Source organism: Microcystis sp. BLCC-F210, from assembly GCF_042134685.1.
GTDB classification, from domain to species: Bacteria; Cyanobacteriota; Cyanobacteriia; order Cyanobacteriales; family Microcystaceae; genus Microcystis; species Microcystis aeruginosa_D.
Window position 1 is genome coordinate 3,263,469 of sequence record NZ_CP169647.1, and the last position, 26,861, is coordinate 3,290,329.

Consider the following 26,861-nt stretch of genomic DNA (forward strand, 5'->3'; position numbering starts at 1 on the left):
ATGACCATTATTATTGCCCAATTCTCCAACAATGACAATAGGTTAAGCAACTTTAAAATTAATATAAATGACACAATTATGTCTCAATTTTACCGACTAAAAACCGTAACTTCATCTAGATTATGACCGCAAATGCCCATAATCTCGTATCAACGAGCTTTGTTTTTCAAGACATAAATAACCCAATTATGTTTTTTTTATATCTGGACTTCCCCGTTGACAAAAAGCATAACCTTTGCTGTAGAAGGGATTAAGAGAATTTTCAGTGCCCCGTTACTGGGTACAAATCAGGGAAACTTCCAATAAATCTAACGCTTTTTGTTGCAGTTGGGTCGGTCGAGTTATCTTAGAAAAACGATAACTTCCCTCCCTAATCCTACATTCCACTGTATTCAAGCAAATTGTCCCTAGGTCTTCCAACAAAGTCCGAAAACTATGCACAGGAAAGTTCTCTTGATTCCGTTTTTTTCTCTCTTTAGACTGAGCGGATTCACTGCGACTCGCTTTAATCACATTCAGAGAACCATCATCAATTTCTTCATCCTCAAATAACAAAGGAGCCAAGGACTGTTTTAAATGCCATTCCGCATAATAAGCCAACATACATAAAAAGATATGAGCCTTGACTCTATCACCCTTATAATGATAGATAGGACGTACCTTTAAATCAATTGACTTATAACAGCGAAATGCCTCCTCCACTTGAGACAAACTTTTATAAGCTTTAACCGTCGTCGCTGCATCCATCAAGGTTGACTCCAGAGAAGTTCTTAACACATACACACCATCTTTAAGTGCTAGGTGCTTCTCAATTTTCTCTTGTTTTTCTAATAACCAATCTAAGGCGTTATATAATTCGTCTTCATCAGCTTTCTCTAAGTCTAACAATTGTCCTAAACTCTGACTGTAAGTTTCGCTATTAAACCTTCTTGCTGTGGCTAGTTTCGATTTAGGATTGATGATTCTTGCCACAATCATCGCCACGACTAAGTTTCTGATTCGTGAGGATTTTTCACTGATTATTTTATCTAAACCTAATTTTTAAATCGTCTCTAAAATAGCCATTACATGACCGTGAGGAAGACTTCTAATCACTTCAAAATGATTGGGAATGCCTTCATTCATGGACAGTGTTGCTCCTTTAAGAGCCAGTTTTAGATTGTCGATAATATTATCGGGTAATTTTGAGAGATTGGCCAGGGTTCTTTTTTTGACTTGATCTCCTTCTCGGTAGGACTCCCGAAGAAGAACAGCGGGGGGGGGGAATTACGGTTAGGAACTTTTTCTATATACATGGCTATCATTTTAGCAAATAGAGAGAATTCTTGTCCATTAAGAAATATTACAAATTACATGGGTACGCCAAGAAGGGTTAAGGGGGTGCATCCATTGATGGATAAGGGTTTTCGGCTATTATGGTATATATGTATGGGGGAAGTTCAGATATTCTGATGGGAGAATGAAACAGCCCTACCACTTCCCCACTTCATAATTCATAATTCATAATTCATAATTCATAATTCCCCCTCCCCACTTCCCCATCACCCCACTTCCCCACTTCATAATTCATAATTCATAATTCATAATTCCCCCTCCCCACTTCCCCATCACCCCACTTCCCCACTTTATAATTCATAATTCATAATTCCCCCTCCCCACTTCCCCATCACCCCACTTCCCCACTTCATAATTCATAATTCATAATTCATAATTCCCCCTCCCCACTTCATAATTCATAATTCATAATTCATAATTCCCCCTCCCCACTTCATAATTCATAATTCATAATTCCCCCTCCCCACACCCCATCACCCCATCACCCCATCACCCCACACCCATCCCTAAGCGCCGCAATTCCGGAGATTATATAAAAAAACACCCAGAACAATCGAGGTGATGGACAATACTAAAGGTTGTGTAGGTCATCAGAAAAGCCCTTTCAGGGTAAAATACTATGAAACTAGCGTCACGAGTCAATCAAGTCACCCCCTCCCTTACCCTAGCTATCGACTCTCTGGCCAAGGAAATGAAGAGAAACGGCGAAGATGTTTGTAGTTTTAGCGCTGGGGAGCCAGATTTCGACACACCCACTCACATCAAAGCTGCTGCGAAAAAAGCCCTCGATGAGGGAAAAACTCGCTACGGACCGGCTGCCGGAGAACCGGGGTTAAGAAAAGCCATCGCCGAGAAATTGCTGCGGGATAATCAACTAGCATACAATGCCGATAATGTCATCGTTACCAATGGCGGTAAACAGTCTCTCTATAATCTAATCATGGCGTTAATTGAAGCGGGGGACGAAGTAATTATTCCCGCACCCTACTGGTTGAGTTATCCTGAAATGGTGACGTTAGCGGGAGGAACATCGGTTATAGTGAACACTAGCCTAGAGAATCAGTATAAAATCACCCCCGAACAGCTAGAAGCGGCAATTACACCGAAAACTAAATTATTTGTTTTCAATTCACCCTCTAATCCCACTGGCATTGTCTATACTCCCGAAGAAATCGCAGCTTTAGCCAAAATTGTGGTTGAAAAGGATATTTTAGTGGTTTCTGATGAAATTTACGAGAAAATCCTCTATGATGGCGCGATTCACCGCAGTATCGCTTCTTTTGGCCCGGAAATCTTTCAGCGCAGTATTATTAGTAATGGTTTTGCTAAAGCTTTCTCGATGACGGGGTGGCGCGTCGGTTATGTGGCAGGACCGGTGGAAATTGTCAAGGCTATGACTAAGATTCAAGGTCATAGTACCTCCAATGTCTGCACTTTTGCTCAGTACGGTGCGATCGCTGCTTTGGAGAGTCCCCAAGATTGCATCGAGGAAATGGTCAAAGCTTTTAGCGAGCGCCGACAGTATATTTTAGAACGAGTGCGATCGCTCCCTGGACTCAATTGTCCTACTCCCAACGGTGCTTTTTATGTGTTTATCGATATTAGTCAAACTGGTTTAAAATCACGGGATTTTTGTCAGAAACTCCTCGAAACCCAAAAAGTGGCTGCTATCCCCGGTATTGCTTTCGGTGCTGATGATTGTATTCGTCTTTCCTATGCTACAGATCTAAAGACGATTGAAAAAGGATTCGATCGCATTGATAAGTTTATCAGCACTTTGTAAGATTACTTTATCTGTTGGGGGTGAACAAAATTCACCCTTTTTTTATCAATTGACAGTCAATCATTTTTTAATCTCCAGAGGCATTCCGGTGAGTCCGATCAAGTTAGAGGATATTAGGGAAATTAAAAAGAATCCTCAAGGAAAAGGATATTTAATTATTTTTAGGGATAACAGAGAAATTGTTTTATATAAAAAGAGAACTATTGCTGCTTTGCTAACTCTGATTAGGTATGGAGAAGGTTGTGAGAGCGATCTAACTAATGCGACCAATAATTTACAAGAGATAAAAACTATACTCAAGGGTAAAATTCCTGAAAATTTAATTCAAGATTCCTATGCTGATGCTAATAAACCCTCTAGCGAACTTTGGAATGAAGAGGGATTTAATTTTATTTATGCTCCCCCAGGACAAAAAAGATTAGGCAGTCAAAAATATGTTTTGAATAGTTCTGATCATGAACAACTTTTTACGACTGTTAAACCACCAATCAGAAAACCTCCCTCGTCACAAGTTCAGAAAAATATCTTAGAACAACAATTGAATAGATGTAATTTTCGTGGGGCAATTCTTAAAAAGAAAGAAAATATTCATCAAAACACCTATGCTAAAGGTATAATTCGTTCCCATTGGTCAGCGCTCGGCAATCTACCGATCGAGAAATAATCCAGTGGACTTTCAAGAATCGGTTCTTCGGTTTGTCTTATGCAATGGACGGGGGTTATAAGGGATGGAACCCTTATATACAAAGGCATTTGGCGATTTTTGTCAATTGCTTTTGATCTAAAGCGAGCTAATCAATTAAATTCCTTGCCAGATAAGGATTTAGTCGATTTATGCCCCCTATCGAACCATACCAAGTAACGAAGAGCCCAAGAATCATTGTCAATGAAATTCTGGTTCTTCGGTTTGTGTTATGCAATGGACGGGGGTTATAAGGGATGGAACCCTTATAGAGAAAGACATTTGGCGATTTTTATCAATTGTTTTTGCTCTAGAGCGAACTAATCAATTAAGTCTCTTGCCAGATAAGGATTTAGTCGATTTATGCCCCCCTATTGAACCATAACAAGTAACGAAGAGCCGAAATTCTCAAGTTTTATTACGAATTTGCCCTTTGATGGAATCGACTTTTTACCTATGTGGTAGAATCCGTAGAAAGCAGAGAAATTAAGCTAATTAACTTCTCTAACCTTCGGTAATATGCCGAGAGCATCCGTCGAGCAACCGATAGATGTACCTGTAGCGCGTCTCTAAGTGTTGAGTTGATCGGCCAAGATACTTTGTATTTTCCCCTCCGATAGATAACCTAAGCGATAAAATGGTCTGTATACAGCCGGTGATAGTGGAAAGTACCGAGAACGATTAGTTTTCTTTGACAGGATAATCGTTCACCATAGACCTCCTGCAAAAGTCTTATTCAGCTACTTGATGATAGCCTAAAGCAAGTTCATAGTTGTAAATGCCAGCGATTAAATTAAATCTTAGACCAAAATGCCGTCTCCGATTCCTATATCTTGATGATAAAATTCTAAATATCTTCAGACTTCTGTGAATATGTTCGATAATAATTCTTTCTCTTGATAACTGGCGATTAAATTCCTTCTCTTCTGAACTTAATTCTTGATTTTTCTTCTTTTTGTAAGGAATCCTACTATTTTCATGCTGTTTTTGGATTCCTTGATAGCCCTTATCTGCTAAACATTCAATACTTTTATCTATCCCAATTTGACTATTTTTCCAAAGGTTAAAGTCATGTATTCTTCCCTTTCCATGAGCGGTACAGATTATCATTCCTGTTTTTTGAGCCGCAAGAACTTGAGATTTTATTGTATGATAGCCCTGTTTCCCGCTATAGTAATCTTTCTGCTTCTTTTGAGGTCTTTCTATCTCATGCTCTGCTACATCTACTACCACTACCTCTAGGTCACTATTGGCTTGTTGAACTGTCTTTTTATCTGGCAGATTAAATAATCCTGATTTCATGAGAATACCTTCTACCATTCTAGTGATTCGTAGGGCTGTTGTCTCATTAATCTCCCAGTTAATTGCGAGATGGAAATAAGTCCTATATTCCCGCAAATACTCTAAGGTCATCAAGATTTGGTCTTCTAAACTTAATTTACTTGGTCTTCCCGATTTTTTTTGCAGAACTTTTTCGGCGGCCAGAACTTTCACCATATCCTTAAATGTTTCAGGATATACTCCACAAAAGCGTTTAAACTCTTCTGGATTCAAATTTTTTACTTTTTCGTAAGTCATTGTTTTTCTGAGTGTTTTACTTTATTTTACATAATCAGTTCCTATTTTTGCAGGAGGTCTATTGTAGGTTGGGTTGAACGATAGTGAAACCCAACACTTTTAAATAATTGGGTTGGGTTTCGTTCCTCAACCCAATCTACAGATTACTAATTGGCTAAGAGAATAGAATTTACAGGTAACGATTCAGATTCCAAATGAGTTAAGTCAACAACTTGACTTGCTCTATCAATGTCAATTCCGACTAATTTCCCTTCATCGTCAAAATCTAAGACAATATCAGGAGCAATTTCTTGAGAATCGGTACTCGTTTTATCTGACAGACTAATGTACAAAGAATCAGTTTCAGGATAATAATTAAATTTCATTTTTTTACTCCTTAAAATTACGATCTGGAAAAGCGTTATGAATGGTTTCTCTGTCATCTAAGGTAACAACACGCAAGTATTTTCCCAATTCAGAAATATATATCCAGTGACGGATACGCCCGTTGACTTCAATCTCTCGTCTTAGAGGAGTCTGGATAGCTTGTTGACACCATTCTCGCTTAAGATAGGGTCTTTTGACTAATATTTGTTCTTCAAAATAGCGGGTAGTTTTCAAAAAAGTTTTTCGTCTAATCTCCTAAATTATATTTAGCATTTCTGCGATAATAGACATCAACATCGTCAGGTATCGAGTTCTGTGAAAAGCTGATGTTTACGTGAGCAAAACCCCTAAAATTAGACTTGACACAAGACCTGAGATCGTTATATTCTATAGGTAACAAGCTCTTGCAAGAGAGAGCCACGCCCCACGCACCAATTATATCATTCATTCTGCCTGAATATCAAACAGGAACTAGAAACCTGTTACTAGGGAGAGATTGCTACGGGGGGATATTCGGTAGCAGTTAAATAATCATAATAAAAACCACTCCAGACACAGAGGTCATAGTGGCGGCTCTTGTCGGGTGCGTTAGTAATAGCATAACACACCAATTTTCTTAAGATGGTGCGTTACGGCGCAGTAATAGTTTATAGCGGTTCTCGCATCTGTGCGGCACACTTAAACCTTTGCTGATTAAGCTGTTCAGGATCGGGAATGTACCTCTTGTGAATCAGAAACGCTATAATTATTAACAAATCTCCTTTAAATACGCGCCTAACGCATCCTACAAACTAATTCTGAACTGAAACTAATTCAAATTTAACCTTTATTTTTAGGGCTGTAGCGATGAGATTTAGCAACAAAAAAGAGTTTCCTTCATAGTCAGCATTTTCTAAGGCTTCAATAATAGATTCATCAGTATTAATTAATTCTGCTAAAGCTTTTGTCGAAAGATGATGTGTTTCCTTAATCTTAAATATTTTTCTGGCTACTTCGTCATCAATACGAACCTTTTCTAATTCTAATTGACGTTCTGGATTATTAGCATAATAACGTTGGTAAAGAATTTGTAAACCATCGGCTGTTGTTTGGTGTTTATTCGTATTAACTCCTGAAAATAGGTGTGTAATTCGAGATTTTTTCAAAGTTTTATTTGAAAACACTATAGTTCTATTAACACCCGAATTTTAGCAACTTGAGCATCAACTTTCGGCTTAAGAATTATTTCAACATCTTTATCAAGAGCGTTGAGAATATGAAACAAATCTTCAAGAGAAAATTGACTCAGTTTTCCCTTGATTAATTGAGATGCTTCTAGTTTTGATATTCCTAAAGTTTCTGCTGTTTCAGCTTCCGTGAAGTTCCGTTCATTGACAATATCAATAATCCGAGATAGAATTTGAGCGCGGACTAAAGTTTGTTCGGCTTCTGGGTCGCCAAGATCAGCGAAAATATTACTATCACTTTTTTCAAAATCACTCATTTTGTTATTCTCCTTGATTTTTTAACCATTCTTGATAACTTATTTCAGCCAGTTTTAAACGTTGTTTAATCAGATTAATATCCTCTTTTGGTGTTGCTTTCCCTTTTTTTGATTTTTTCTGAAAGCAATGAAGTATATAAGTAGTCGTGCAAAATTAATTTCCTAGTAAAGATAGGCAAAAGGCAAGAGGCAAAAGGCAAGAGGGGGTTAGATATGTGTAATTAATTTTGCTTAGGTACTTAGAGAACTTTCTCAAATTTTACTGTATAAACTGCACGGTAAGTATCTCCATCATAATCTTCAATGATTTCTAAAACGCCTGCACCACCAAAACCCTTAATTGGCTTTGAGTTTCTGGTTTTTTTGCCTTGCTGAACTTGGTAAAGAGCAAAACCAATATCTCTTCGCACCTGCAAAGGAAACTCTTGTAAAGCTTTCTTGGCTGAAGCAACGAATATTAATTCTTTAATATCTTGATTACTCGCCATAAAAAAAAGTTGGCTGGTGCGTTACATTAATATTAACACACTTTACGAGATCGGCGATCGCACTTAAATTAGGATTTATTTCGATACATGACCTGGATACTTACACTAGAGTTTGCTACGGCTTGGGGAGTGACTAAGATTTCTATATTCTGACCTAATGCTACTAGAAAGCTAAACATCTGCTCAAGAGAAAATTTTTGCAATCTGCCATTTTTTAAGTTAGAAATTTTAGCCTCGTCAATTCCCAAAATTTGACTGACCTCCTGCTGGCTTAATCCTTTTTCAGTAATCAGATCATAAATCACTGAAGCCAGCTTGACTTTAGCGAGTTTTTCTTCAGCATTAGCAAAGCCTAAGTCTTCAAAAATGTTTCCTGAACTAATAGTATATTCTGTCATAATCATTTATCCTCTTTTAGAGTTGAGCGCTGAAGCGCAACAACAAACCTTGCAATAAAACCAGGTTCGTTGTCGATGTTCTAGCTTAATTTTTGCCAGTCTTATTGTAGTCTTATTGTAAGTTGAGTTGAACCATAGTGAAACCCAAGACTTTTAAATAATTGGGTTAAGTTTCGTTCCTCAACCCAACCTACAGATTACCAAAAATTGTTGATAAGTAACAATTTTAGTTATTCCAAATTGTTGCAAAATTAATAAATCTTGATCGCCTGTAATTAAAAAGTCAGCTTGACTATCTTTGGCTAAGGCTAAAAGGTAGTTATCTTTAGCGTCTCTACAGATATTAGTTTTTGATTTAGTCTCAATACATAACCCAATTATGTTTAAAAGTTCAAGTAATTCTTGAACTTTACTTTCGGGAAAATGCTTTTGTAATTTTGGTCTTTTAGTAACAAGGTTAATTTCATTAAGTAGCTGTGGAGAAAAAATCGGCACAAGAGTTGTTTCAATTAGTAGATATTTTAAACTGGCTAACTGTTTACCAATAAGAAAGCTAATCCAAAGGTTAGTATCAATAATAACTTTAATTGGTGGCTTGTTGTCCATAAATTTCAGCCCTAACTTCATCCACTTCTTCGGTAATTGTCTCTAGGGAAAGCTCATCGGTTTTAAAGGTTTCTAAAAGTTGGGTTAATTTGTGATTTAAAGTTTCTTTTTCGAGTTCTTTACTGAGTTGTATTTTGTCACTTTCTGGGAGTTGTTTAACCAAATCTAAAATCTGGTCAAAGTTTAAGGTTAGTTGGTAAGTTTTTTGGTTCATTTTCTCAAATTATTGTTTATTGATAAAGCGAGGTGTCAAGTATCGAGTTCTGTGAAAAGCTGATGTTTTCGTGAGCAAAACCACTAAAATTAGACTTGACAAAAAACCTGAGATCGTTATATTCTACAGGTGACAAGCTTTTGCACGAGAGAGCCACGCCCCACGCACCAATTATATCATTCATTCTGCCTGAATATCAAACACAGAAACTAGAAACCTGTTCCAGATTACATTTGTTCTTGAAAAAGATTTTGAAATGGCTCCGTATTTTTCCAACGATAGGTATTAAAATCTCGATAATCAACGGAAAAAATTTGACCTGAACCTAATTCTTCTGCTAAAATAACCAAAGATGCGTCGGCTAAATCCATTGGCAAATCTCTATATTTTTGCATCAGTTCTTCAATGCGTTGGCAGTGCTTAGTTTTTAGGTTGAATACCTGTATTTTTCCTGTGGAAATTTTATGGATAAAGGTTTTTGGGACATCTATTCCTACTCGTTTTTGTAGTAAGTAGCAAGTTTCAGTAACAACGCACCAGGTTGTAATAAATTGTTGATTGATGAATTTTTGGAATTGTTTTTTTGCTAATGGGTGAAGTAAGTCGTTTTTATTAGCAAGAGCCAGCCAGAAACCAGTATCAACAATGATCATATTTTTGCTTAAGTTCACTTGTTAAATAGGTTTTATAGTTTTGCGAAAGGTCTGGTTCAGCTTCTATACAACCGATAAAGTCAGACCAATCTTCTGTTCCCTGCTCTTTCATTTCCTGTTGCTTGAGAGAATATCGTTTTTTTAGAATATCTACAAGTTCAAGAATAGTCTGTTGTGCGTCGGGGGGAAGAGACGCAATATCTTCTTCAATTGTTTCTAGGTTTATCATTGTCATTGTTTAAATGCGCGACAGCTTATTCTCATTGTAGCAAATTACTGAAACAATTAGGCTGAAACTAATTCAAATTTAACCTTGATTTTTAGGGCTGTAGCGATGAGATTTAGCAACAAAAAAGAGTTTCCTTCATAGTCAGCATTTTCTAAGGCTTCAATAATAGATTCATCAGTATTAATTAATTCTGCTAAAGCTTTTGTCGAAAGATGATGTGTTTCCTTAATCTTAAATATTTTTCTGGCTACTTCGTCATCAATACGAGCCTTTTCTAATTCTAATTGACGTTCTGGATTATTAGCATAATAACGTTGGTAAAGAATTTGTAAGCCATCGGCTGTCGTTTGGTGTGTATTCATATCAACTCCTGAAAATAGGTGTGTAATTCGGGATTTTTTTCAAATTTAGCTTTGTTTTTAATTGCTTGCGCGATTTCCAGTGGTAGAACTTCTTTTTCTTTAATTATACCATGAGAAATGACCACAGCTTTGTTTTTATAAAAGAAATAAAGAATTCTATAATTTATTCCTTTAAAATTAACTCTCAGTTCATAAATTTTGTCCCGCAAAAAGTCTGCTTCTGGTCTGCGTAATTCATATCCTAGTTCTGCCAGTCTTTGTAATTTGATAAAGCATTTGTTTTGAGCTTTGCCAGGAAGACTATCAAGCCATTCTATAATTGGTATATAGCGGTTCTCGCATCTGTGCGGCACACTTAAACCTTTGCTGATTAAGCTGTTCAGGATCGGGAATGTACCTCTTGTGAATCAGAAACGCTATATTACCTCTTTCATCTTGGTAAAAAATAAGTTGTATTTTTTGCATATTAAAGCTTTTATATATGTGAGTTTTCTAACAAATGATAAATTAAATAGTGTCAAGTATCGAGTTCTGTGAAAAGCTGATGTTTATGTGAGCAAAACCCCTAAAATTAGACTTGACAAAAGACCTGAGATTGTTATATTCTACAGGTGAGAAGCTTTTGCACGAAAGAGCCACGCCCCACGCACCAATTATATCATTCATTCTGCCTGAATATCAAACAGGAACTAGAAACCTGTTACTAGGGAGAGATTGCTACGGGGGGATATTCGGTAGCAGTTAAATAATCATAATAAAAACCACAGAGGACACAGTAGCGGCTCTTGTCGGGTGCGTTAGTAATAGCGTAACGCACCAATTTTCTTAAGATGGTGCGTTACGGCGCGATCATAGTTTAATTATTAACAAATCTCATTTAAATACGCGCAAACACGCACCCTACAAGCTACTAACAAGGCTCATTTTGACTCGTTGATTAAGGGCAGTGGCAATTTTTTGTAGCATTATTAGGGGATTGTCTTGATAGTCAGCGTCTTCTATATCTTCAATAACGGATTGCTCAACATGGATTAGGTCGGCTAGTTGTTGTTGAGTTAATCCAGCATTCATACGAGCGTCATAAATCAATTGTGCGATTTCTGAGTTGAGGGATTCTAGGGCAATTTGTTCTTTGATTGTGGGATCGTCTGCAATCATTTGGTGAATGATTTTTACGGCATCTGTGGTTTTAGGCATTGTTTATTTCTCCTTGATAAGTATGAAGTTCTGGATTTTGTTTAAATTGTGCTTTTCTTTGGATAATTCTCTCGATGTCTTGTGAGGGAACGGCGGAAGTTTTTTTGATAAGAGCATGACCAATAATTGCTATATTTTGACCATGATAAAAATAGAGGATTCGATATTGTATGGTTCCCTGTTTGGCTCTAAGCTCCCAGATCTCATTTCTGAGATAATCGGCAGCAGGGCGGTGCAGTTCATGACCTTGTGCGGCAAGTTGTTCGATTTTGGTTATACATTTGGCAAATCCTTTTTTATCAGTTTTGAGTAATTTCTGAAGCCACTCAACAACGGGTGAGATGCCTTCTGCTTCTTGATAAAAGATGATTTTTGTCTTTGGCACGTTTCTTTTGAAATAGTATGCGATGAAAAATCAATAATGTAATCAGGTGATGGTGATGGGTATCGAATTGCTGGATAGCTCATAACCTCGTTGAAAAGAATTATGCGATCGCCCCTTGTTTATCCCCTAAATTAAACTTAGAAATTCCGCGATAAGTACCTAAGCAAAATTAATTACACACTTCGATGAAGCTTTTGCCTCTTGCCTATTGCCTCTTGCCTATCTTCACTGGGAAATTTATTTTGCATGACTACTTAATAGACATCAACATCGTTAAGTATCGAGTTCTGTGAAAAGCTGATGTTTACGGGAGCAAAATCCCTCAAATTAGACTTGACAAAAAACCTGAGATCGTTATATTCTACAGGTAACAAGCTTTTGCACGAGAGATCCACAACCCACGCACCAATTATATCATTCATTCTGCCTGAATATCAAACAGGAATTAGAAACCTGTTACTAGGGAGAGATTGCTACGGCGGGATATTCGGTAGCAGTTAAATAATCATAATAAAAACCACTCCAGACACAGTAGCGGCTCTTGTAGGGTGCGTTAGTGATAGCGTAACGCACCAATTTTCTTAAGATGGTGCGTTACGGCGCAATCATAATTTAATTATTAACAAATTTCCTTTAAGTACTCGCAAACACGCACCCTACAAGCTATCAAAAGAGTCAGGCTTATCCAAAGAATGGACGATTTTATGGATTGGATTAGGGAAAAAATCTATAAACTTCTCTTCTGTGTAAGAATCGACTAAAGATCAGTTCATCGTTAATAATTGCAACACCAATGCGATAATCTCCTATTTTGATACGATAAAAACCCTGATAACCTTTAAGCTTTTTGAGGTTTTTTATATCATCCAGTGTTTGAGCTAATTTGCATTCATTGACAACAGTTTTGATCTCAGATAATAGTTTTTGATCTTTAATTTTTCTTAAGTCTTTGGAAAATTTAGCTACAAATTGAATTTTCATTCAGCTTCTCCATTGAGAATAGCAAAAACTTCTTCTTCTGGAACAAATTCACCATTTAATCCTTCCATAATAGCATTAGCTAAACCAATATCTTCTAAGGCTTCGATAACAATTTCATAAAATAGTTCCCGTTTGTTTTGCATCATTTCAATGAGGATTTCGGTTAGGATTTCTTTGGTTTTTTCTTCGGTAATGATCGATGACATTGCGGTTAGTCCTTTGAATTATGAATTATGAATGGGGAGCGAGGTAACAGGTAACAAGCCAGAAAATCGGCGTACTTCATGACTTTGAATACCGCTATATATATTACAGGTTACAGTAACCCACCATGTCAAGTTGGCTGGTGCGTTACATTAATATTAACGCACCTTACGAGATCGGTGATCGCTGCTTGTTTGAGTTGATCGATGAGAGCATTATCATTCACAGATTCACTATGTAATAAAACTAGGTTCGTTGTCGAGGCTCTAGCCCGATTTTCCCCAGAAGTTGGCGAATTCAGCGCAACTACGAACCTTAACTTAACCTACAGATTACTACCTCAATTTTTTCCAAAAAAATCGACCCGCCGCTAGGCGGGAAAAAGAGAAAAATTGGAAAAAGTAAAAAAGGGTAAAAAGGGAAAAAAAGGGGAAAAGGGTTACAGAGTCCTCCCAGTACCGCTCACCACCCGAAAACCGATGTCGACGCCATCGTTGCCGGGGTAGTACCTGCGATATACGAGACGGATGGCAGAACGACAGCCATTAGGGTAGTTGACCCAAGAACCGCCGCGCCGACACTTAGAATGATAACGATTATCACTATTGATAAGCCACGCCGATCCATCCGTCGGCGCTCCGATATAGTTATAGTGCCAATCGTCTTCGCACCATTCCCAAACATTGCCACTCATGTCATAGAGTCCCCAAGCATTGGGCTTTTTCTGGCCCACAGGATGAGTTGTCTCCTGAGAATTTCCGTCATACCAAGCGTAATCTCCTAACTCATTAGCATCATCACCGAAATAAAAGCGAGTAGTAGTCCCCGCACGACAAGCATATTCCCATTCCGCTTCTGTCGGTAGGCGATAGGTTTTCCCGGTTATTTGACTCAATTTTTGGCAAAAGGCTTGAGCATCATCCCAACTAACCTTTTCTACCGGATTTTGCGGATTGTTTTTAAAATAAGAGGGATTGTTTCCCATTACCGCTTGATATTGTGCCTGAGTCACAGGATATTTGCCAATAGCAAAACTGTTTAATTTAACTTGGTGTTGAGGCTTTTCCCAACTTTCAGCATCGGGATCGCTGTCAGGAGAGCCCATGAGAAATTGACCTGCTGGTAAGCCCACCATCTCCAGTGTTACTCCATTGGGTAGTTTCTCTGTAATCGGTTGAGGACGAAATTGAGTAATAGACTGACATGAAGAAACAACACTAGCGACACTCCCGGCTGTAACTAACCCCAACTGTTTTAAAACTTTACGGCGCGACCATCTTTTTGACATTTTTTCAAGCCTCCTAAATTTTTGAAGTAGGTGAACTATGGGAATCTTAAGAATTAGTAAAGTGTAGGGTGGATTAGGCGGTTACAAATCCCGTCAAAAAAGCAAAATTAACAATCCGCCGTAACGCACCGATTATATGATTAATTCTACCTGAATATCAAACAGGAACCAGAAGCCTGTTCCCCGGCAGTGGAAGTTAGGGGTTGCTAACAGGGGGAACAGTGATGACAAAGCGGATAACAGTTCCGATAACTGCTGTTGCCAAGATGGTGATTAATGCCCAAATTTGGGATTTCTGGGAGCCTTTAATCTCTTTTAAATCACCTTGTAAGGTGTTGAATTCTCCCTGTAATGCCTTGAGATCTCCCTTGACTTCGGCCTCGAATCTGACTTGAACAATCCTGATCTCTGTGACATCTTTCTGGAGCGCGTCTAGCTTCTGATTGGTCTCTTTAAGATTCTGATTAATCTGGTCTAGGATTTTTCCTAAATCGGTTTCGATGGTGGGGCTGCTCATGGGTTAGACTCCTAATTAATTGGTGCTGTTGTTTCTGACTTAGATTTCAGTGTTTGAACAAATTGTAAAACTTTTTGTTGCTTTTCCGGTGTCAGTTCTCGCCATTGTTCAAGTATTTCTTCTTCTTTACCCATAAATACCTCGCTCTTGAATTATGAATTGTTTGGTTTTGAGCAAGGCTCATTAAGTAGCTGGTTATAATTAAATTAAAAATGGATTTTAGGTTCGATCCCCCCTGCCCCCCTTGATAAGGGGGGTGCCGATAGGCGGGGGGATCTGACAACTTTTAACGCCTACCTACTTAATAAAAACCACTCCAGACACAGAGGAAACAAAGATCATATCATTTTGGGTTTGCGGTGGACGTTGTAGAATTGAGAAAACCTAATGCGCTGATAGATGCTATGCCCTCTCCTGCTATTACCACGATCATCAAGATGGTTGAGTCTCTGCCTGATGAGCTTCAAGAGCAGTTAGTAGAGTACGTTCGAGCTTATATTGCAGAAATTGAAGAAGAAAAACGATGGGATCAGTCGTTTAAACAGACGAAGAATAATCTAGTCGCAGCAGCTCGAAAAGCTAAAGAAGAGATTGCGGCAGGATTGTCCACGCCGATGGATTATGAGCAGCTATGAATTCCGCAACATTGCCTTCATTTTGGCAGAAGTATCGCGACTTGAAGCCAGCAGTCAAAGCCGGAGCCAGAAAAGCATATCGGTTATGGGTGGAGAATCCGTTTCATCCATCGTTACATTTTAAGTGTATTGACAGCGACGAAGATATTTGGTCAGTGCGTGTAACGAAGAGTCATCGAGCTTTGGGAGTGCTGTCAGGGGATACAGTGACCTGGTTTTGGATTGGCGATCATGATGAGTACGAAAAGTTTTATTCGTAAAACAGAGGAACTACAAGCCTATCCCACCATAATGACATTGTTGATTTTTGTTGAGGATGTTTATGGTGATAACTTTAGCACTCCTAGGCTGTGTTAGCCGAGCGCCTAACGGACTATAAACTACATAGCATAGCGACTTTTTCTGGAATTATCAAAGTGAGCAAGCGTAATTTTTTTGGCGAGGAGAGAAGTTTTTTGAGGCAAAAAAACAGAACGTTGCTGGAAATATTCGCCAAAATATTGACGGTAGAGAGGACAACTCACTCGGCAAAACTTACCTTGTCGGTGAATCAGTCCGAGACTTTCTAGGTGAAAAGCGGCAATTAAATCAATTTCTATGTCTTTTTCTGCCATCACCACCTTAGCAAAGATAGCCGCTAAATTGCCCTTTAAGTATTGCAGATGCGAAAGTAAACGTTTAAGATGATCTGCAAAAATATTATTTTCCTCGTCGATCGAAGTAGCTAGAATGGTTTCTAGGGTACAATCACCCCGAGCAATATGATAACAAGCAAGACGAATTAAATAGGGATTACCTCCTAGAAATATTCGTAATTTTTCGGAGTTAAAATTCTGATCTAATCCCTGTCTTTGACTTAATTCTCGTACTTGTGCGCTGGTAAAATTAGGCAATTCGATCGGTAAACCAAGACTAAAAGGAGATTGATAGGTATCTGAGGTTTTATCAAGCTCCTGTGCAGGGGAATAGGCAACAATTAAACGTAATTTTTGCCAGAGGGGTTTGTTTTTGCCTTCCTCGTGCCAGAGGTGCAGAATACTAAAAAATTCTTCCCTTAGCTGTGGATAGGATAAAAGATATTCAAGATCATCAAAGGCAATCACTAAAGGGCGATCAAGATGGGAAAGAATATGCTTTTCTAGATAGATTTTACAGTTAATTTTACCCCCTAAGAATTCATCCCAATCCTCTGGGAGATGATTGTCTAAATCTAACTGGCGACTAATACTAACACAAAGCCAGTGCAGCCAGTGATTTAAGTCTTGAAAAATTGAGCTTTCTGCTAACCGAAAACTGAAATAAAGTGTATGGTATTGCTGTTGTTGTGCATGATTAATAATTCTGGTTATCAGGGAAGTTTTTCCCATTTTTCTGGCCGCATTAATCCGGATCAGACTACCCCCGCGCAAGATCTCTTGATAACAGGTATGTTCTAGATTATTTCTGTTAATATAAAAGGGGGAATCGAGGGGGACTTGTCCCTCTGGTAACTCAGGCAATAGTTGAGGATTAATAGTATCAGTTTCTGGTAAGTTAGGACGATAATAATCGCTATTTTCTAAAGTTAAATTAAAAGCTTGAAAACAATGTTTTAGGGTTTGTTTATCCACTCCCGATTCACAAGCAAATACCTTCATCAGAGTATCTACCCCTAAAAGAGTTTTCTCGCTGAGGACTTCTAGGGTGAAGCGATAACCACGATTATCCCGATATTCCGCTTCTTGTTTAGCAGTAAGTAATTTTTCTAGTCCCTTGGAGGTGAGGATAACCCCGCGTCTGCGGCGCTGTTTTTCTGGTTTTTTCATGATAGTTTTTCCCTGTCCTGAACTCAAACTCTGCACCCCTAGAGGTTTTGAGTTTCCTATAGACTTCTCCTCAACAGGGACACAATCAATTCCGTAATTTTTGCCGACATTCCCCACATCTTCATATACTTGTATATATTTTTACATTCGGCTCTTCTGTTTGTCTTATGCAATGGACGGGGGTTATAAGGGATGGAACCCTTATATAGAAAGGCATTTGGCGATTTTTGTCAATTGTTTTTCATCTAGAGCGAACTCATCAATTAAGTCTTTTGCCAGATAAGGATTTAGTCAATTTATGCCCCCCTATCGAACCATACCAAGTAACGAAGAGCCTTACATTCCCCAAGATGTTTTAACGAAAAACCTTCATTGTAGAAACTACTATTGAGAACATTTTCAATAATTGATTTTTTCTGATAAAAAATTTTACAATCCTTTACATTGACAAAAATCGATGATTATGGCTATAATCCTTACTGGGAAAGGGTTGTAAGCAATATTTTAGTAAAAATTATTAATTGAATGTTAAGAAGTGCGGAAAGTGGGTCACTGGTTTAGGGATGGAGAGGATCGGGAAAATAACCGGCTCTTCTGGTTTCTGTGTGGAAACGGGGTCTATACTGATAGTTTCTTGAGCAAAATAGTCCTAAAAGTCTTTCTAGGTAAATATTTCACGATTATATAAGCAAAAATTATCACACAAAGTCGAGAAGAGCCAATAACCAGACCACTTATTTTCTTCTCCGTCTGAGTTATTTCTAGGATAGGGGTAAATCTTAGCCTACTTGCTGACGATAGCTATTCATTTCTAGGCTATCTTCCCCATAAAGATCCTCAATGTGTTCATGACAGCAATCGATCGCAAATTGCTCAAATTCTCCCAGTTCAATTTGATACATTTTGCCAAAAATATCGGGTTGAACACGACAAAATTCTGGTCTTTGGTCATAAATGGTACAGAGACGGGTTTGGCGATCGAAGTTTATACACCAACCATCTTCCCCCACCATGCTGAGATATTGACTTAATTGTGCGGGAGTAAGATAATCTTCTAAGTCAGGACGCTCATCGGGATTTAGTTGACAACAAGCTCCACAATTTTTAATACATTTCCAATTGGCCATATAACCAGTGTGCCGCAATGAGTTAATCCTAGTAAGTACCTAAGCAAAATTAATTACACACTTCGATGAAGCTTTTGCCTCTTGCCTATTGCCTCTTGCCTATCTTCACTGGGAAATTTATTTTGCATGACTACTTAAGTAGGTAGGTGTTAAAAATTGCCAGATACCCCCCTTATCAAGGGGAGATTAAGGGGGGATCGAAGACAAAATCTATCTTATATTTAATTAAAACCAGTTACTGACCTACTAACCAGCTTACCAGCAATTAGTCCCAATTTTGCCATCCAGCAGCAATCCCCCTCAACAGTTTTAATCTCAACCTGCGATCAGGAGTGAAAGCTTGACAAGGCAAGAATCTAATAAAATGGGCGTTGTAAGGGTCGAACTTACGGCATCCTGCTTGTAAGGCAGGCGCTCTACCACTGAGCTAAACGCCCCAATCAATTTCGCACTTTCTCAGCATAACATATATTTTCAAAAAAGTATATTATTTTTTTGAGCAAGTTAATTTTTTTCTGATGCCCTCTGGTCGAACTCACGATCGCATTACCCTAATTCTGTTGCCACCGATTGCGGGGGCGAGTTTTTTGGTCAGTGGCAGTGGTAAATTAACCCTGTTACTCTTGGCCAGTTATTTGTTTAGCGGATTCCTGTTTGGGCCAGATCTTGACATCCACTCGGTACAATACAAACGTTGGGGTTATCTGCGCTGGTTGTGGCTACCCTATCGTTCTATGATCCGTCATCGCGGTTGGTTATCCCACGGTTTATTGATCGGCACAATTTTTCGGTTATTTTATCTTGCTAGTTTTCTTTTACTAGCTGCGATCATGATCATTGCGATCCTGCAAAGTTTCTGGGGTATAGACTGGGATTGGCGACTGTGGCCGCAGCAAGCGATCGCATTATGGCAACAGTATCCCCGGGTAGCGATTGCTATTTTCCTAGGTTTAGAATTAGGAGCGATGAGTCATAGTTGTAGTGATTGGATCGGATCGGCCTATAAACGTTCTCAAAAAGTGGCTCAAAAACCGGTAAAAAAGAAAAAACGTTAATAATCCCCGTCCACAATTTCTAATTAGCCTTACTTTGATATTCTTGCCAAGTTTTCGGACTGATAAAGAGGGTTCCTTTTTCTTGCTGGTCGGGAAACTGGATATAATTTTTCTCTAAATAATCCTTGAGTTTTGGTGATTGCAGAAATTGCTTTTCAAATCGATAGAGAAAAACCAAATCTGGCTGTCTTTTTTCAATAACTTCTAGGATAAAATCCCCATCGAGATTCTGATTGAGGAATCTCTTTCTGGTGATGACAGCAGTTTCTGGGGGTGTTTTCAAGAAATATTGATATATGTAGTGAGGATTATCGGTTAACAGAAGTTTATCGGAGTTTTTAAATTTTTCAAACACAGCTTCTGCCAAAAGAGGTTTATACTTTTTATTATATTGAACGTAGGCATTAATTGAGGGATCACGATTGGTGATTATTCTTAAGGTATTAAAGAGAAATTGACCAGACAGGGGGAGAAAAATTAGCATTTTAAGCATTAATACTCTGGTTATTTGGCGATTTTGCCTAAATTTTCCGAGACTATCAGTAATTTTTAACTGTTCTACAAATAAGGCAATTATCCAAACGGCAGGAATAATTAAATGGATATAATAATAAGGCCAAATTGGGGCGACTGTGGCAAATCTGAACAGATTAGAACCTAACCAAACCAAGGGCGGTAACAGTGGTATTATATTGCGAGTAAAAACCATCGCTATAATAGCGATCGCTGTCACAATTAGATAAATTGGTTCGTGTTGTAGGGCGCTTTGTAAGAGAGTCCATAAGGTGAGATTTTCCTGAGCGAAACTAGCGGCAACACTGACATGAGATTTAATAATATTTTCGTAGGAAAAAGGAAAAATAGTCAGGGAACCTAAGACAAAGACTAAAACAACAGCGACTAACCAAATAACAATATCAATGATTTTTTTAATAAAACTATTCTGTTGATTGAGAAAAATGATTAAAGCTACAGTTGGGATAATAGTAATGCCTGAAAGTTTAATTTGCAGGGAAAAAACGAAAGCAATGGCACTAAGTAAATACAGTCCATACTTACGCTTACCAGTAGATTGAACGGCTTTAAAGATGATAAAAATACTTAAGATTATAAAAAAAAGTGAGGGTAACTCCCGCAACATTGTCGTTGACAGGGTAATATACACTAGACAGGTTGAGAGAATAAATACCGATAAACACGAGGCAAATATTCCGCAATTAACTCTCAGAATTAGATAAAAAAATCCTAACATAATTGTGGACAAAGAAAGCACCATAAGGCGCGCGGCATGGATAGTAAATCCTGTCAAGCTTAACCAACCATTTAGTAAAAGAGATAAACCCGATAAATGATCGTGCCAAACTTGTTCGTAGAGACGATAACCTTGTTTAGTGACGTAGGCAAGTACCAGGGCCACCGCTTCATCAAAATTAAGGATATAGGGATAATGAAGCGGGATTTTCCAGAAAACAATCCCCAGAAAAAAAACAGCAATGGCAATTAATGCCATTAAATCAAAACGATAAGATTTCTTATTCATAACTTTTTCTGGACAAGAATTGCTGCGTATCCTATCACAGATCGAGACATCAGTTAAGTAGCTGGTTATAATTAAATTAAAAATGGATTTTAGGTTCGATCCCCCCTAGCCCCCCTTGATAAGGGGGGTGTCTGATGTTTTTAACGCCTACCTACTTGTGGGTTAAAAAAGATACAAAAATTACTTTTCGGAACTACGCCCTAAATCTTTAGATCTATGATAGGCCGCCACTACTGCCTCGATAATAGTCGATCGAAAAGAGCCTTTTTCTAATTGTCTCACCCCAGCAATCGTAGTTCCCCCGGGGCTAGTGACGCGATCCTTTAATTCACCCGGATGTATGGCCGATTCTTTTAATAGGGTTGCCGTCCCTAAAACTGTTTCTATGGCCAATTGAGAGGCGATTGATCGCGGTAATCCGGCCGCCACACCACCATCACTTAAAGCTTCCACCATCAAGGCCACAAATGCCGGGCCCGATCCCGATAATCCCGTTACCGCATCCATCAAAGCCTCGGGAACTTCCACCACCGAACCGACCGCAGCAAAAATATCTCTAGCTACGGCCAGATGTTCCGGTTCCGCATAACGACCGGATGCGATCGCTGTAACCCCTTGTCCCACCGTGGCCGGGGTATTGGGCATCGTCCGGATTACGGGGCGATCGGGAAAACCCATTTCTAAGCGATTGAGGGTAACTCCCGCTAAAATCGAGATAATTAGCGGTTTTTCGGGTATTCCTAGCAAACTGTTCACTACTTGCTCTAAAATTTGCGGTTTTACCGCTAAGATTAACACCTCAGTTGCTCTAGCGGCTTCCCGGTTATCCTCACTGACTTGCACTCCGTAGGTATTAACCCAAAAGTTGCGCCGTTGGGATTGGGGTTCACTAACTAACACCGCTTCCGGACTATAAATATTTTTTTTTAATAAACGGCTGAGAATGGCCTCGGCCATCACTCCACCGCCAATAATTCCTAAACGAATAGACACAGTATTTTTTAAAGTAAAAAGTAAAAAGAGAGATTAAGCGGTCTTACCTAGAAAAAAGCGAATCCTCTCGATAAATCGATCGATTTCTAGCTTCGACAAACTTGACGAGAGGACTATGGAAGGATTCATTGAGCTAATCGACTGCTTTCGGCTCCCCAAGCAGGTGCGGAGGAAACGGGACGAGCCATTTTCGGGTTATCAGCGATATCGTGAATAGTTCCGGAAAGGGTGCTAACTTTAACGCAGCTGGGGGTAAATAGGAAAATACTCTCACCGATGCGTTCTTGATGACCATCAATTGCGTAAGTGCCACCAGCGACAAAATCCACGGCTCTTTGTGCTTCTTCGGGATCCATGACGTTGAGGTTTAAAACCACCGATTTGCGTTCTCTCAGAGTTTGGATAACTTGGGGCATTTCCTCGAAGGAATGAGGCTCGATCACGACTACTTCTGCATTATTATTGTTAATACCTGGCATACCGATCACGTTGCTTCTGTTGAGTCCCATAGATGTGGCTGTATTGAGATTTAAAGGTTCGCGTTGACGACGATTAAGGGGTTCTTCTTCTTCGTTTTGATCCTTCTCTTGGGGGGAAAACTGTTCCCAGTTCATTTCTTCGTAGTCGGTTTCATCTTCATCTTCTGGTTGTTCGGAGATGCCGACAAAATCTTTGAGTTTGGTAAAAATGTTGTTCACAGTCTAATGTCCTTCAAAAGATTTTTTTGGGTGTTCTTGTCTAGAGTCGGGGTTATTTGGTGGCCTTTAACAATCTTTGCTCTCGCTTGGTACAGGGGAACTATTTTGTTAAGGGTTCGTCATTTTAGTCGTCTGGAGGCAGCGGTTAGTTCCCTCTTTTTAGTTATCAGTTATCAGGGGATAGTTTTTAGGGATTGGGAAAAAGTCAATTCCTCATTTCTAACCACCAGTTTCTAGACTGAACGCTGTAATTTTAAGATATATTATCACCAATGATTAAAATTTCTGGGTTTTTTTTCTGTGAATTTACGCAGATTGTTCAGTAAATGCGATCGCCAAAAATGCCAGTTCCCACCCGGATCAAAGTGGCTCCGGCGTTGATGGCCAGGGGATAATCGTTAGACATTCCCATGGATAGATGAGGCAGGCATAAACTAGAGCTATTCTCGATGATTTGGGCTAAATCGCTGGTTTTTTCAAAGGCGGCTAACTTTTCCTCAGCCGATAATCCCCGGGGCAGAATTGTCATCAAACCTTGAATTTTTAGCTGTTGACAGTTGACTAAAGCGGGAAGATCTGCTAGGAGTTCGGCCTTGTCCCAACCGAACTTATCGGGATCGGGGACAACTTTCACCTGTAGCAAAACTTGGGGATTAATCTCTAATTCCCCAGCTAGGCGATCGAGTCTTTGGGCTAATTTTAAACTATCGAGGGAATGGATTAAATCAAAAGATTCTAGGACTTTGCGGGCTTTATTTGCCTGTAGATGCCCAATAAAGTGCCAAGAAATATCTGGCAGGTCTTTTAGTTCTTGCTGCTTTGAGATTGCTTCCTGTAGCTTACTTTCGGCAAAATCTCTCACTCCTGCTTGGTAAGCTTGACGGATATAATCGCTCGATACCTGTTTACTGACGGCAATCAGACGCGTGCAGGGGGGTAGGGTAAGACGGATGGACTCGATACGACTAGCGATCGTCATGAACTAGACTGAAAAGGTTTGTTGATAAGTTTGGTTGAGACTGTTAAATTCTTGCACATTGCTGCCCCGGCGCAAATTCCGCAGCCGGTTTTCCACCAAAAGACGAGCATCGGAACGACTAATCGGATCGAACGAGACTTTTTTGGGTCCCACCGTCACCAGAAAAAAAAGACGTTGGGCATAAAGAGTGGTGAATAATTCCCGATGTTCTTCTAATAGACACACTCTGTATAATAGACCGAAAGTAGGATGATTGAGATAGGTTTCGTTACTCATTCAAGCGATCGCTAAAGGAAAAGGAGGGAGCGAACTAGAAAGTTTTTCCACAACAAAATCAAGCGGATGGCTCAAAAACAATTGATTTTTCGAGGGTTTCCCTAGCTTGATTTTACCAGAATCCTTGAATGACAACTAACGATGCTAGTCTATGTCATGATTTCCTGAGTTTTCACTTTTTCCCTGTTAACGTGGATACATTTTGGTGACAAGTTGTCACCATCAGAAATTAGCTCGGCTGCAAAAATCAAAGATTCTCCCTTAGCTGAGGAGAATCCGAGACAGGAAGATTAAAAAGACAAGAGAGAACTAAACTAACGATAAAAACTAAGATTATCTCAAATTTATCTGGTTTTTGATAAATTTTAACCCGATAGCGGCGATCGGTGAACTGAAAACTCACACCGGATCAGTGGTCACCGATAACTGATCACTGAATCGCTGATCAAATGCCCTAAGCTTGTATTAAGCCTTTTTTAACTTCAAATTCCTTTAACCTCAATCAATATGGATTTTTCTAGTCTTGTTGCCAGTCAGCTAAATGCCGGCGTTATCTGGCCCGAAGGAATTCTGATTATTACCCTGATGGTAATTTTAATCGGCGATCTAATCGTGGGACGGAGTGCCAGAAGTTGGCTGCCCTACGTTGCGATCGCTGGTCTGCTCGCTGCCGTGGTTGCTCTCTACTTTACCTGGGACAATCCGAAACCGGTGGCTTTTTTAGGGGCTTTTGAGGGGGATAATCTCAGTATCGTCTTTAGGGGGATTATTGCCCTTTCTACCGCCTCCACAGTGCTGATGTCGGTGCGTTATGTGGAACAAGCGGGAACCTCCCTAGCGGAATTCTTAGCCATTATGCTCACTGCGACTATCGGGGGAATGTTCCTATCTGGCGCTAGTGAATTGGTGATGATTTTCATCTCCCTAGAAATGCTCAGTATTTCCTCCTATCTAATGACTGGTTACATGAAGCGGGATCCTCGATCGAACGAGGCTGCTTTAAAATACCTGTTAATTGGAGCTTCTAGTTCGGCGATTTTCCTCTATGGTGTTTCCCTTCTCTACGGTTTATCCGGAGGTGAAACCAGTTTAAGTGCCATTGCCGAAAAATTAACCGCTGTTAACGGTGGTCAGTCTTTGGCCTTGGCGATCGCATTGGTTTTTGTGATCGCCGGTATCGCTTTCAAAATTTCGGCGGTTCCCTTTCACCAGTGGACTCCTGATGTGTACGAAGGTTCACCCACTCCCGTGGTCGCTTTTCTCTCGGTGGGTTCCAAAGCGGCCGGTTTTGCCCTAGCAATTCGCCTATTAGTGACGGTTTTCGGTCTAGTCAGCGAACAATGGCGGTTTATCTTTATTGCCCTAGCCATTTTGAGCATGATCCTCGGCAACGTGGTCGCCTTGGCCCAAACTAGCATGAAACGGATGTTAGCCTATTCCTCGATCGGTCAGGCGGGTTTTGTCATGATTGGTTTAACCGCCGGTACTGACGCGGGTTACTCTAGCATGATTTTCTATCTGTTAATTTACCTGTTCATGAACCTAGGGGCTTTTGCCTGTGTGATTCTCTTTGCTCTCAGAACTGGAACCGATCAGATCGCTGAGTATTCGGGACTCTACCAGAAAGATCCGCTGCTAACCCTCTGTTTAAGCATCTGTCTGCTCTCTTTGGGGGGAATTCCGCCTCTAGCGGGCTTCTTTGGTAAGATTTATCTATTCTGGGCCGGTTGGCAAGCGGGACTTTATGCCCTCGTCCTCGTTGGTTTAGTCACCAGTGTGGCCTCGATTTACTACTATATCCGTGTGGTCAAAATGATGGTGGTCAAGGAACCCCAAGAGATGTCCGATGCGGTGAAAAATTACCCCGTTATCAATTGGACTCTTACCGGGATGCGTCCCCTACAGGTGGGTATTGTCCTCTCCCTAGTGGCGACTTCCCTAGCTGGTATCCTTTCCAATCCTCTCTTTACCCTAGCGACGGATTCCGTCACCACTACCCCCATCCTACAATCGGCGGCCCTGGCGACCCACATTTCCCAAGCTAATTGAGAATCGCTGTTGATTTATCGGCGTTGTCAGATCAGAATAACAACGCCTATTGTAGGGCTAATTCCGGAATTAGCCCTACACCTAATCCGTTTTTAATAATGTGATTAACTCTCAAGTTATGAATTGTTTCTCCCCACCCCCCACTTCCCTATAAACCCCATCAGGTGACGGAATAAGTCTCCAAAAATTCTAATACAGTGATGATTTTAATGTTTCTAAATGGGTTCAAGACTAACAAATCTTCATCCCCTGTAATAAGAGATTCCGCATGACCACTAATTGCTAACTCTAGATATTTATTATCTTTGGCATCTCGACACTCATTGACAGATTCTGACGGTTTCACTAATAAAGATGATGCCACTAATGTTTCTAGTAGCTCTTGGCGAATTAACCTAGCTAAATAGCGGTCAAATTTAGGACGAGATAAAACGTTGCTAAGTTCATCAAGAACCGTCTCAGATAAGATAATTATGCCCTGATTCTTGGCAGTTTCTAAAGCCAAACGAGGTGAACTGGTTTTAAATAAAAAAGCACTAACAATCACATTAGCATCAAAAACAAATCGTGGTTTATTCATCTTGTTCTAAAATAGAGGCTAAAATATCTGGAGTTAATCCGTTAGCTTCTGCTTCATCACTAGCTTGATCCATAATCGTTGATAATCTCGCCGCTGCTTTTTGACGATATTTTTCTAATTCTAATTGAATAGTTTCAGTTAATTTGTTTTCTATGTTCGCTCGGTCATTGGGTTTAATTTTAGCGTAATATCTAGCAATTTCTAAAGGAACTTGAATAGTGATTTCTGTCTTGCTATTCATGGTAATTGATTGTTTTTTTACTTTTAACAGACCTCTATTGTAGCACAAAATCATCATATTCATTCAATTTGACCCTATTGATACTAAATCTGGTTATTAAAGACTGATTATTTATTCCCCTTTTTGCATGATTG

35 protein-coding genes, 1 tRNA gene and 4 pseudogenes are annotated in these 26,861 nt (G+C 39.4%); 6 read left to right on the plus strand and 34 right to left on the minus strand.

What is annotated here, in order from left to right:
- Nucleotides 1-273: 273 nt before the first annotated feature.
- Nucleotides 274-1,295, minus strand: a pseudogene (locus tag ACE3JL_RS15595) (transposase).
- Nucleotides 1,296-1,954: 659 nt separating this feature from the next.
- Here ACE3JL_RS15595 and ACE3JL_RS15600 point away from each other — a divergent pair.
- On the plus strand, nt 1,955-3,118 hold the full coding sequence (locus ACE3JL_RS15600) for a pyridoxal phosphate-dependent aminotransferase (RefSeq protein ID WP_375327877.1): 1,164 nt from the start codon (nt 1,955-1,957) through the stop codon (nt 3,116-3,118).
- An 88-nt stretch (nt 3,119-3,206) separates the two neighbouring features.
- Nucleotides 3,207-3,782: an HNH endonuclease gene (locus ACE3JL_RS15605; RefSeq protein ID WP_375327878.1), complete on the plus strand. Its 576-nt coding sequence runs from the start codon at nt 3,207-3,209 to the stop codon at nt 3,780-3,782.
- Nucleotides 3,783-4,532: 750 nt separating this feature from the next.
- Here the strand turns inward: ACE3JL_RS15605 and ACE3JL_RS15610 are convergent.
- The 22 genes and pseudogenes from ACE3JL_RS15610 to ACE3JL_RS15715 form a co-directional block, all read right to left on the minus strand.
- Nucleotides 4,533-5,378: an IS5 family transposase gene (locus ACE3JL_RS15610; RefSeq protein WP_375327879.1), complete on the minus strand. Its 846-nt coding sequence runs from the start codon at nt 5,376-5,378 to the stop codon at nt 4,533-4,535.
- A 146-nt stretch (nt 5,379-5,524) separates the two neighbouring features.
- Nucleotides 5,525-5,743: a DUF2283 domain-containing protein gene (locus ACE3JL_RS15615; RefSeq protein WP_375327880.1), complete on the minus strand. Its 219-nt coding sequence runs from the start codon at nt 5,741-5,743 to the stop codon at nt 5,525-5,527.
- A gap of 4 nt (nt 5,744-5,747) precedes the next feature.
- Nucleotides 5,748-5,978, minus strand: a complete 231-nt coding sequence (locus ACE3JL_RS15620; protein WP_375327881.1) for a hypothetical protein — start codon at nt 5,976-5,978, stop codon at nt 5,748-5,750.
- 251 nt (nt 5,979-6,229) lie between these two features.
- Entirely contained in the window at nt 6,230-6,352 is a 123-nt protein-coding gene (locus tag ACE3JL_RS15625; protein WP_375327882.1) for a hypothetical protein, read from the minus strand.
- 183 nt (nt 6,353-6,535) lie between these two features.
- The gene (locus tag ACE3JL_RS15630; RefSeq protein ID WP_375327883.1) at nt 6,536-6,889 is read right to left on the minus strand and encodes a hypothetical protein; all 354 of its coding nucleotides are present in this window, start codon (nt 6,887-6,889) and stop codon (nt 6,536-6,538) included.
- Between the two features lie 17 nt (nt 6,890-6,906).
- Entirely contained in the window at nt 6,907-7,227 is a 321-nt protein-coding gene (locus tag ACE3JL_RS15635; RefSeq protein WP_375327884.1) for a helix-turn-helix domain-containing protein, read from the minus strand.
- Nucleotides 7,228-7,231: 4 nt separating this feature from the next.
- Nucleotides 7,232-7,366, minus strand: a pseudogene (locus ACE3JL_RS15640) (type II toxin-antitoxin system RelE/ParE family toxin); the annotation flags it as partial.
- Nucleotides 7,367-7,466: 100 nt separating this feature from the next.
- Nucleotides 7,467-7,715: a type II toxin-antitoxin system RelE/ParE family toxin gene (locus ACE3JL_RS15645; protein WP_375327885.1), complete on the minus strand. Its 249-nt coding sequence runs from the start codon at nt 7,713-7,715 to the stop codon at nt 7,467-7,469.
- 68 nt (nt 7,716-7,783) lie between these two features.
- Nucleotides 7,784-8,113 (minus strand): helix-turn-helix domain-containing protein, encoded by a 330-nt coding sequence (locus ACE3JL_RS15650; RefSeq protein WP_002763909.1) that lies wholly within the window; start codon nt 8,111-8,113, stop codon nt 7,784-7,786.
- A 180-nt stretch (nt 8,114-8,293) separates the two neighbouring features.
- A complete protein-coding gene (locus ACE3JL_RS15655) occupies nt 8,294-8,719 on the minus strand; it encodes a putative toxin-antitoxin system toxin component, PIN family (RefSeq protein WP_375327886.1) in 426 nt (141 codons plus the stop codon).
- Nucleotides 8,697-8,933, minus strand: coding sequence for a type II toxin-antitoxin system VapB15 family antitoxin (gene vap15 / locus ACE3JL_RS15660; protein ID WP_375327887.1), 237 nt, complete (start codon nt 8,931-8,933; stop codon nt 8,697-8,699). The genes ACE3JL_RS15655 and vap15 overlap by 23 nt, the downstream gene beginning before the upstream one ends.
- A gap of 227 nt (nt 8,934-9,160) precedes the next feature.
- Nucleotides 9,161-9,586 (minus strand): type II toxin-antitoxin system VapC family toxin, encoded by a 426-nt coding sequence (locus tag ACE3JL_RS15665; RefSeq protein ID WP_375327888.1) that lies wholly within the window; start codon nt 9,584-9,586, stop codon nt 9,161-9,163.
- The gene (locus tag ACE3JL_RS15670) at nt 9,573-9,815 is read right to left on the minus strand and encodes a hypothetical protein (protein ID WP_375329617.1); all 243 of its coding nucleotides are present in this window, start codon (nt 9,813-9,815) and stop codon (nt 9,573-9,575) included. The genes ACE3JL_RS15665 and ACE3JL_RS15670 overlap by 14 nt, the downstream gene beginning before the upstream one ends.
- A 56-nt stretch (nt 9,816-9,871) precedes the next feature.
- Nucleotides 9,872-10,177: a hypothetical protein gene (locus ACE3JL_RS15675; RefSeq protein WP_002732780.1), complete on the minus strand. Its 306-nt coding sequence runs from the start codon at nt 10,175-10,177 to the stop codon at nt 9,872-9,874.
- A complete protein-coding gene (locus ACE3JL_RS15680; protein ID WP_375327889.1) occupies nt 10,174-10,530 on the minus strand; it encodes a type II toxin-antitoxin system RelE/ParE family toxin in 357 nt (118 codons plus the stop codon). The genes ACE3JL_RS15675 and ACE3JL_RS15680 overlap by 4 nt, the downstream gene beginning before the upstream one ends.
- Nucleotides 10,531-11,077: 547 nt before the next feature.
- Nucleotides 11,078-11,374 (minus strand): helix-turn-helix domain-containing protein, encoded by a 297-nt coding sequence (locus ACE3JL_RS15685; RefSeq protein ID WP_002771180.1) that lies wholly within the window; start codon nt 11,372-11,374, stop codon nt 11,078-11,080.
- A complete protein-coding gene (locus tag ACE3JL_RS15690) occupies nt 11,367-11,759 on the minus strand; it encodes a type II toxin-antitoxin system RelE/ParE family toxin (RefSeq protein ID WP_375327890.1) in 393 nt (130 codons plus the stop codon). The genes ACE3JL_RS15685 and ACE3JL_RS15690 overlap by 8 nt, the downstream gene beginning before the upstream one ends.
- A 714-nt stretch (nt 11,760-12,473) precedes the next feature.
- The gene (locus ACE3JL_RS15695; RefSeq protein WP_002734670.1) at nt 12,474-12,740 is read right to left on the minus strand and encodes a type II toxin-antitoxin system RelE/ParE family toxin; all 267 of its coding nucleotides are present in this window, start codon (nt 12,738-12,740) and stop codon (nt 12,474-12,476) included.
- On the minus strand, nt 12,737-12,946 hold the full coding sequence (locus tag ACE3JL_RS15700) for a hypothetical protein (protein WP_002733138.1): 210 nt from the start codon (nt 12,944-12,946) through the stop codon (nt 12,737-12,739). Before ACE3JL_RS15700 ends, ACE3JL_RS15695 begins: the two co-directional genes overlap by 4 nt.
- 437 nt (nt 12,947-13,383) lie before the next feature.
- Nucleotides 13,384-14,124 (minus strand): annotated as a pseudogene (locus tag ACE3JL_RS15705) (formylglycine-generating enzyme family protein); the annotation flags it as partial.
- Between the two features lie 304 nt (nt 14,125-14,428).
- Nucleotides 14,429-14,749, minus strand: a complete 321-nt coding sequence (locus ACE3JL_RS15710; protein ID WP_375327891.1) for a hypothetical protein — start codon at nt 14,747-14,749, stop codon at nt 14,429-14,431.
- Between the two features lie 11 nt (nt 14,750-14,760).
- Nucleotides 14,761-14,883, minus strand: a complete 123-nt coding sequence (locus ACE3JL_RS15715; RefSeq protein ID WP_016514863.1) for a hypothetical protein — start codon at nt 14,881-14,883, stop codon at nt 14,761-14,763.
- Nucleotides 14,884-15,153: 270 nt separating this feature from the next.
- Here ACE3JL_RS15715 and ACE3JL_RS15720 point away from each other — a divergent pair, with 270 nt between their 5' ends.
- Together ACE3JL_RS15720 and ACE3JL_RS15725 are read left to right on the plus strand one after the other, a co-directional pair.
- The gene (locus ACE3JL_RS15720) at nt 15,154-15,384 is read left to right on the plus strand and encodes a hypothetical protein (protein ID WP_002752916.1); all 231 of its coding nucleotides are present in this window, start codon (nt 15,154-15,156) and stop codon (nt 15,382-15,384) included.
- Entirely contained in the window at nt 15,381-15,644 is a 264-nt protein-coding gene (locus ACE3JL_RS15725) for a hypothetical protein (protein ID WP_012267867.1), read from the plus strand. Before ACE3JL_RS15720 ends, ACE3JL_RS15725 begins: the two co-directional genes overlap by 4 nt.
- A gap of 120 nt (nt 15,645-15,764) precedes the next feature.
- Here ACE3JL_RS15725 and ACE3JL_RS15730 read toward each other — a convergent pair whose 3' ends face one another.
- From ACE3JL_RS15730 to ACE3JL_RS15745, 4 genes and pseudogenes are all read right to left on the minus strand, one after another.
- Nucleotides 15,765-17,189, minus strand: coding sequence for an AAA-like domain-containing protein (locus tag ACE3JL_RS15730; protein WP_375327892.1), 1,425 nt, complete (start codon nt 17,187-17,189; stop codon nt 15,765-15,767).
- A gap of 517 nt (nt 17,190-17,706) precedes the next feature.
- Nucleotides 17,707-17,895 (minus strand): annotated as a pseudogene (locus tag ACE3JL_RS15735) (hypothetical protein).
- A 73-nt stretch (nt 17,896-17,968) separates the two neighbouring features.
- Nucleotides 17,969-18,316, minus strand: a complete 348-nt coding sequence (locus tag ACE3JL_RS15740) for a YkgJ family cysteine cluster protein (RefSeq protein ID WP_271988138.1) — start codon at nt 18,314-18,316, stop codon at nt 17,969-17,971.
- A 365-nt stretch (nt 18,317-18,681) separates the two neighbouring features.
- Nucleotides 18,682-18,753: transfer RNA gene (locus ACE3JL_RS15745), tRNA-Val, on the minus strand.
- A gap of 81 nt (nt 18,754-18,834) precedes the next feature.
- On the opposite strand from ACE3JL_RS15745, the gene ACE3JL_RS15750 reads away from it, so the two are divergent.
- Complete coding sequence (locus ACE3JL_RS15750) at nt 18,835-19,371, plus strand: metal-binding protein (RefSeq protein WP_271992488.1); 537 nt, start codon at nt 18,835-18,837, stop codon at nt 19,369-19,371.
- A gap of 19 nt (nt 19,372-19,390) precedes the next feature.
- Here ACE3JL_RS15750 and ACE3JL_RS15755 read toward each other — a convergent pair whose 3' ends face one another.
- The 5 genes from ACE3JL_RS15755 to pipX form a co-directional block, all read right to left on the minus strand.
- Complete coding sequence (locus tag ACE3JL_RS15755) at nt 19,391-20,911, minus strand: glycosyltransferase family 39 protein (protein WP_271992485.1); 1,521 nt, start codon at nt 20,909-20,911, stop codon at nt 19,391-19,393.
- A 180-nt stretch (nt 20,912-21,091) separates the two neighbouring features.
- Nucleotides 21,092-21,904: a pyrroline-5-carboxylate reductase gene (gene proC, locus ACE3JL_RS15760; RefSeq protein WP_375327893.1), complete on the minus strand. Its 813-nt coding sequence runs from the start codon at nt 21,902-21,904 to the stop codon at nt 21,092-21,094.
- Nucleotides 21,905-22,029: 125 nt separating this feature from the next.
- Nucleotides 22,030-22,602 (minus strand): cell division protein SepF, encoded by a 573-nt coding sequence (locus ACE3JL_RS15765; protein WP_002788446.1) that lies wholly within the window; start codon nt 22,600-22,602, stop codon nt 22,030-22,032.
- A 319-nt stretch (nt 22,603-22,921) separates the two neighbouring features.
- A complete protein-coding gene (locus tag ACE3JL_RS15770) occupies nt 22,922-23,581 on the minus strand; it encodes a YggS family pyridoxal phosphate-dependent enzyme (RefSeq protein WP_375327894.1) in 660 nt (219 codons plus the stop codon).
- 3 nt (nt 23,582-23,584) lie between these two features.
- Nucleotides 23,585-23,857, minus strand: coding sequence for a transcriptional coactivator PipX (gene pipX, locus ACE3JL_RS15775; protein WP_002733869.1), 273 nt, complete (start codon nt 23,855-23,857; stop codon nt 23,585-23,587).
- A gap of 507 nt (nt 23,858-24,364) precedes the next feature.
- Here pipX and ACE3JL_RS15780 point away from each other — a divergent pair.
- Nucleotides 24,365-25,906, plus strand: a complete 1,542-nt coding sequence (locus ACE3JL_RS15780) for an NAD(P)H-quinone oxidoreductase subunit N (RefSeq protein ID WP_271992322.1) — start codon at nt 24,365-24,367, stop codon at nt 25,904-25,906.
- A gap of 160 nt (nt 25,907-26,066) precedes the next feature.
- On the opposite strand, the gene ACE3JL_RS15785 is transcribed toward ACE3JL_RS15780, so the two are convergent.
- Together ACE3JL_RS15785 and ACE3JL_RS15790 are read right to left on the minus strand one after the other, a co-directional pair.
- A complete protein-coding gene (locus ACE3JL_RS15785) occupies nt 26,067-26,486 on the minus strand; it encodes a putative toxin-antitoxin system toxin component, PIN family (protein ID WP_004157470.1) in 420 nt (139 codons plus the stop codon).
- Nucleotides 26,479-26,727: a hypothetical protein gene (locus ACE3JL_RS15790; RefSeq protein ID WP_004157468.1), complete on the minus strand. Its 249-nt coding sequence runs from the start codon at nt 26,725-26,727 to the stop codon at nt 26,479-26,481. The genes ACE3JL_RS15785 and ACE3JL_RS15790 overlap by 8 nt, the downstream gene beginning before the upstream one ends.
- Nucleotides 26,728-26,861: the final 134 nt, after the last annotated feature.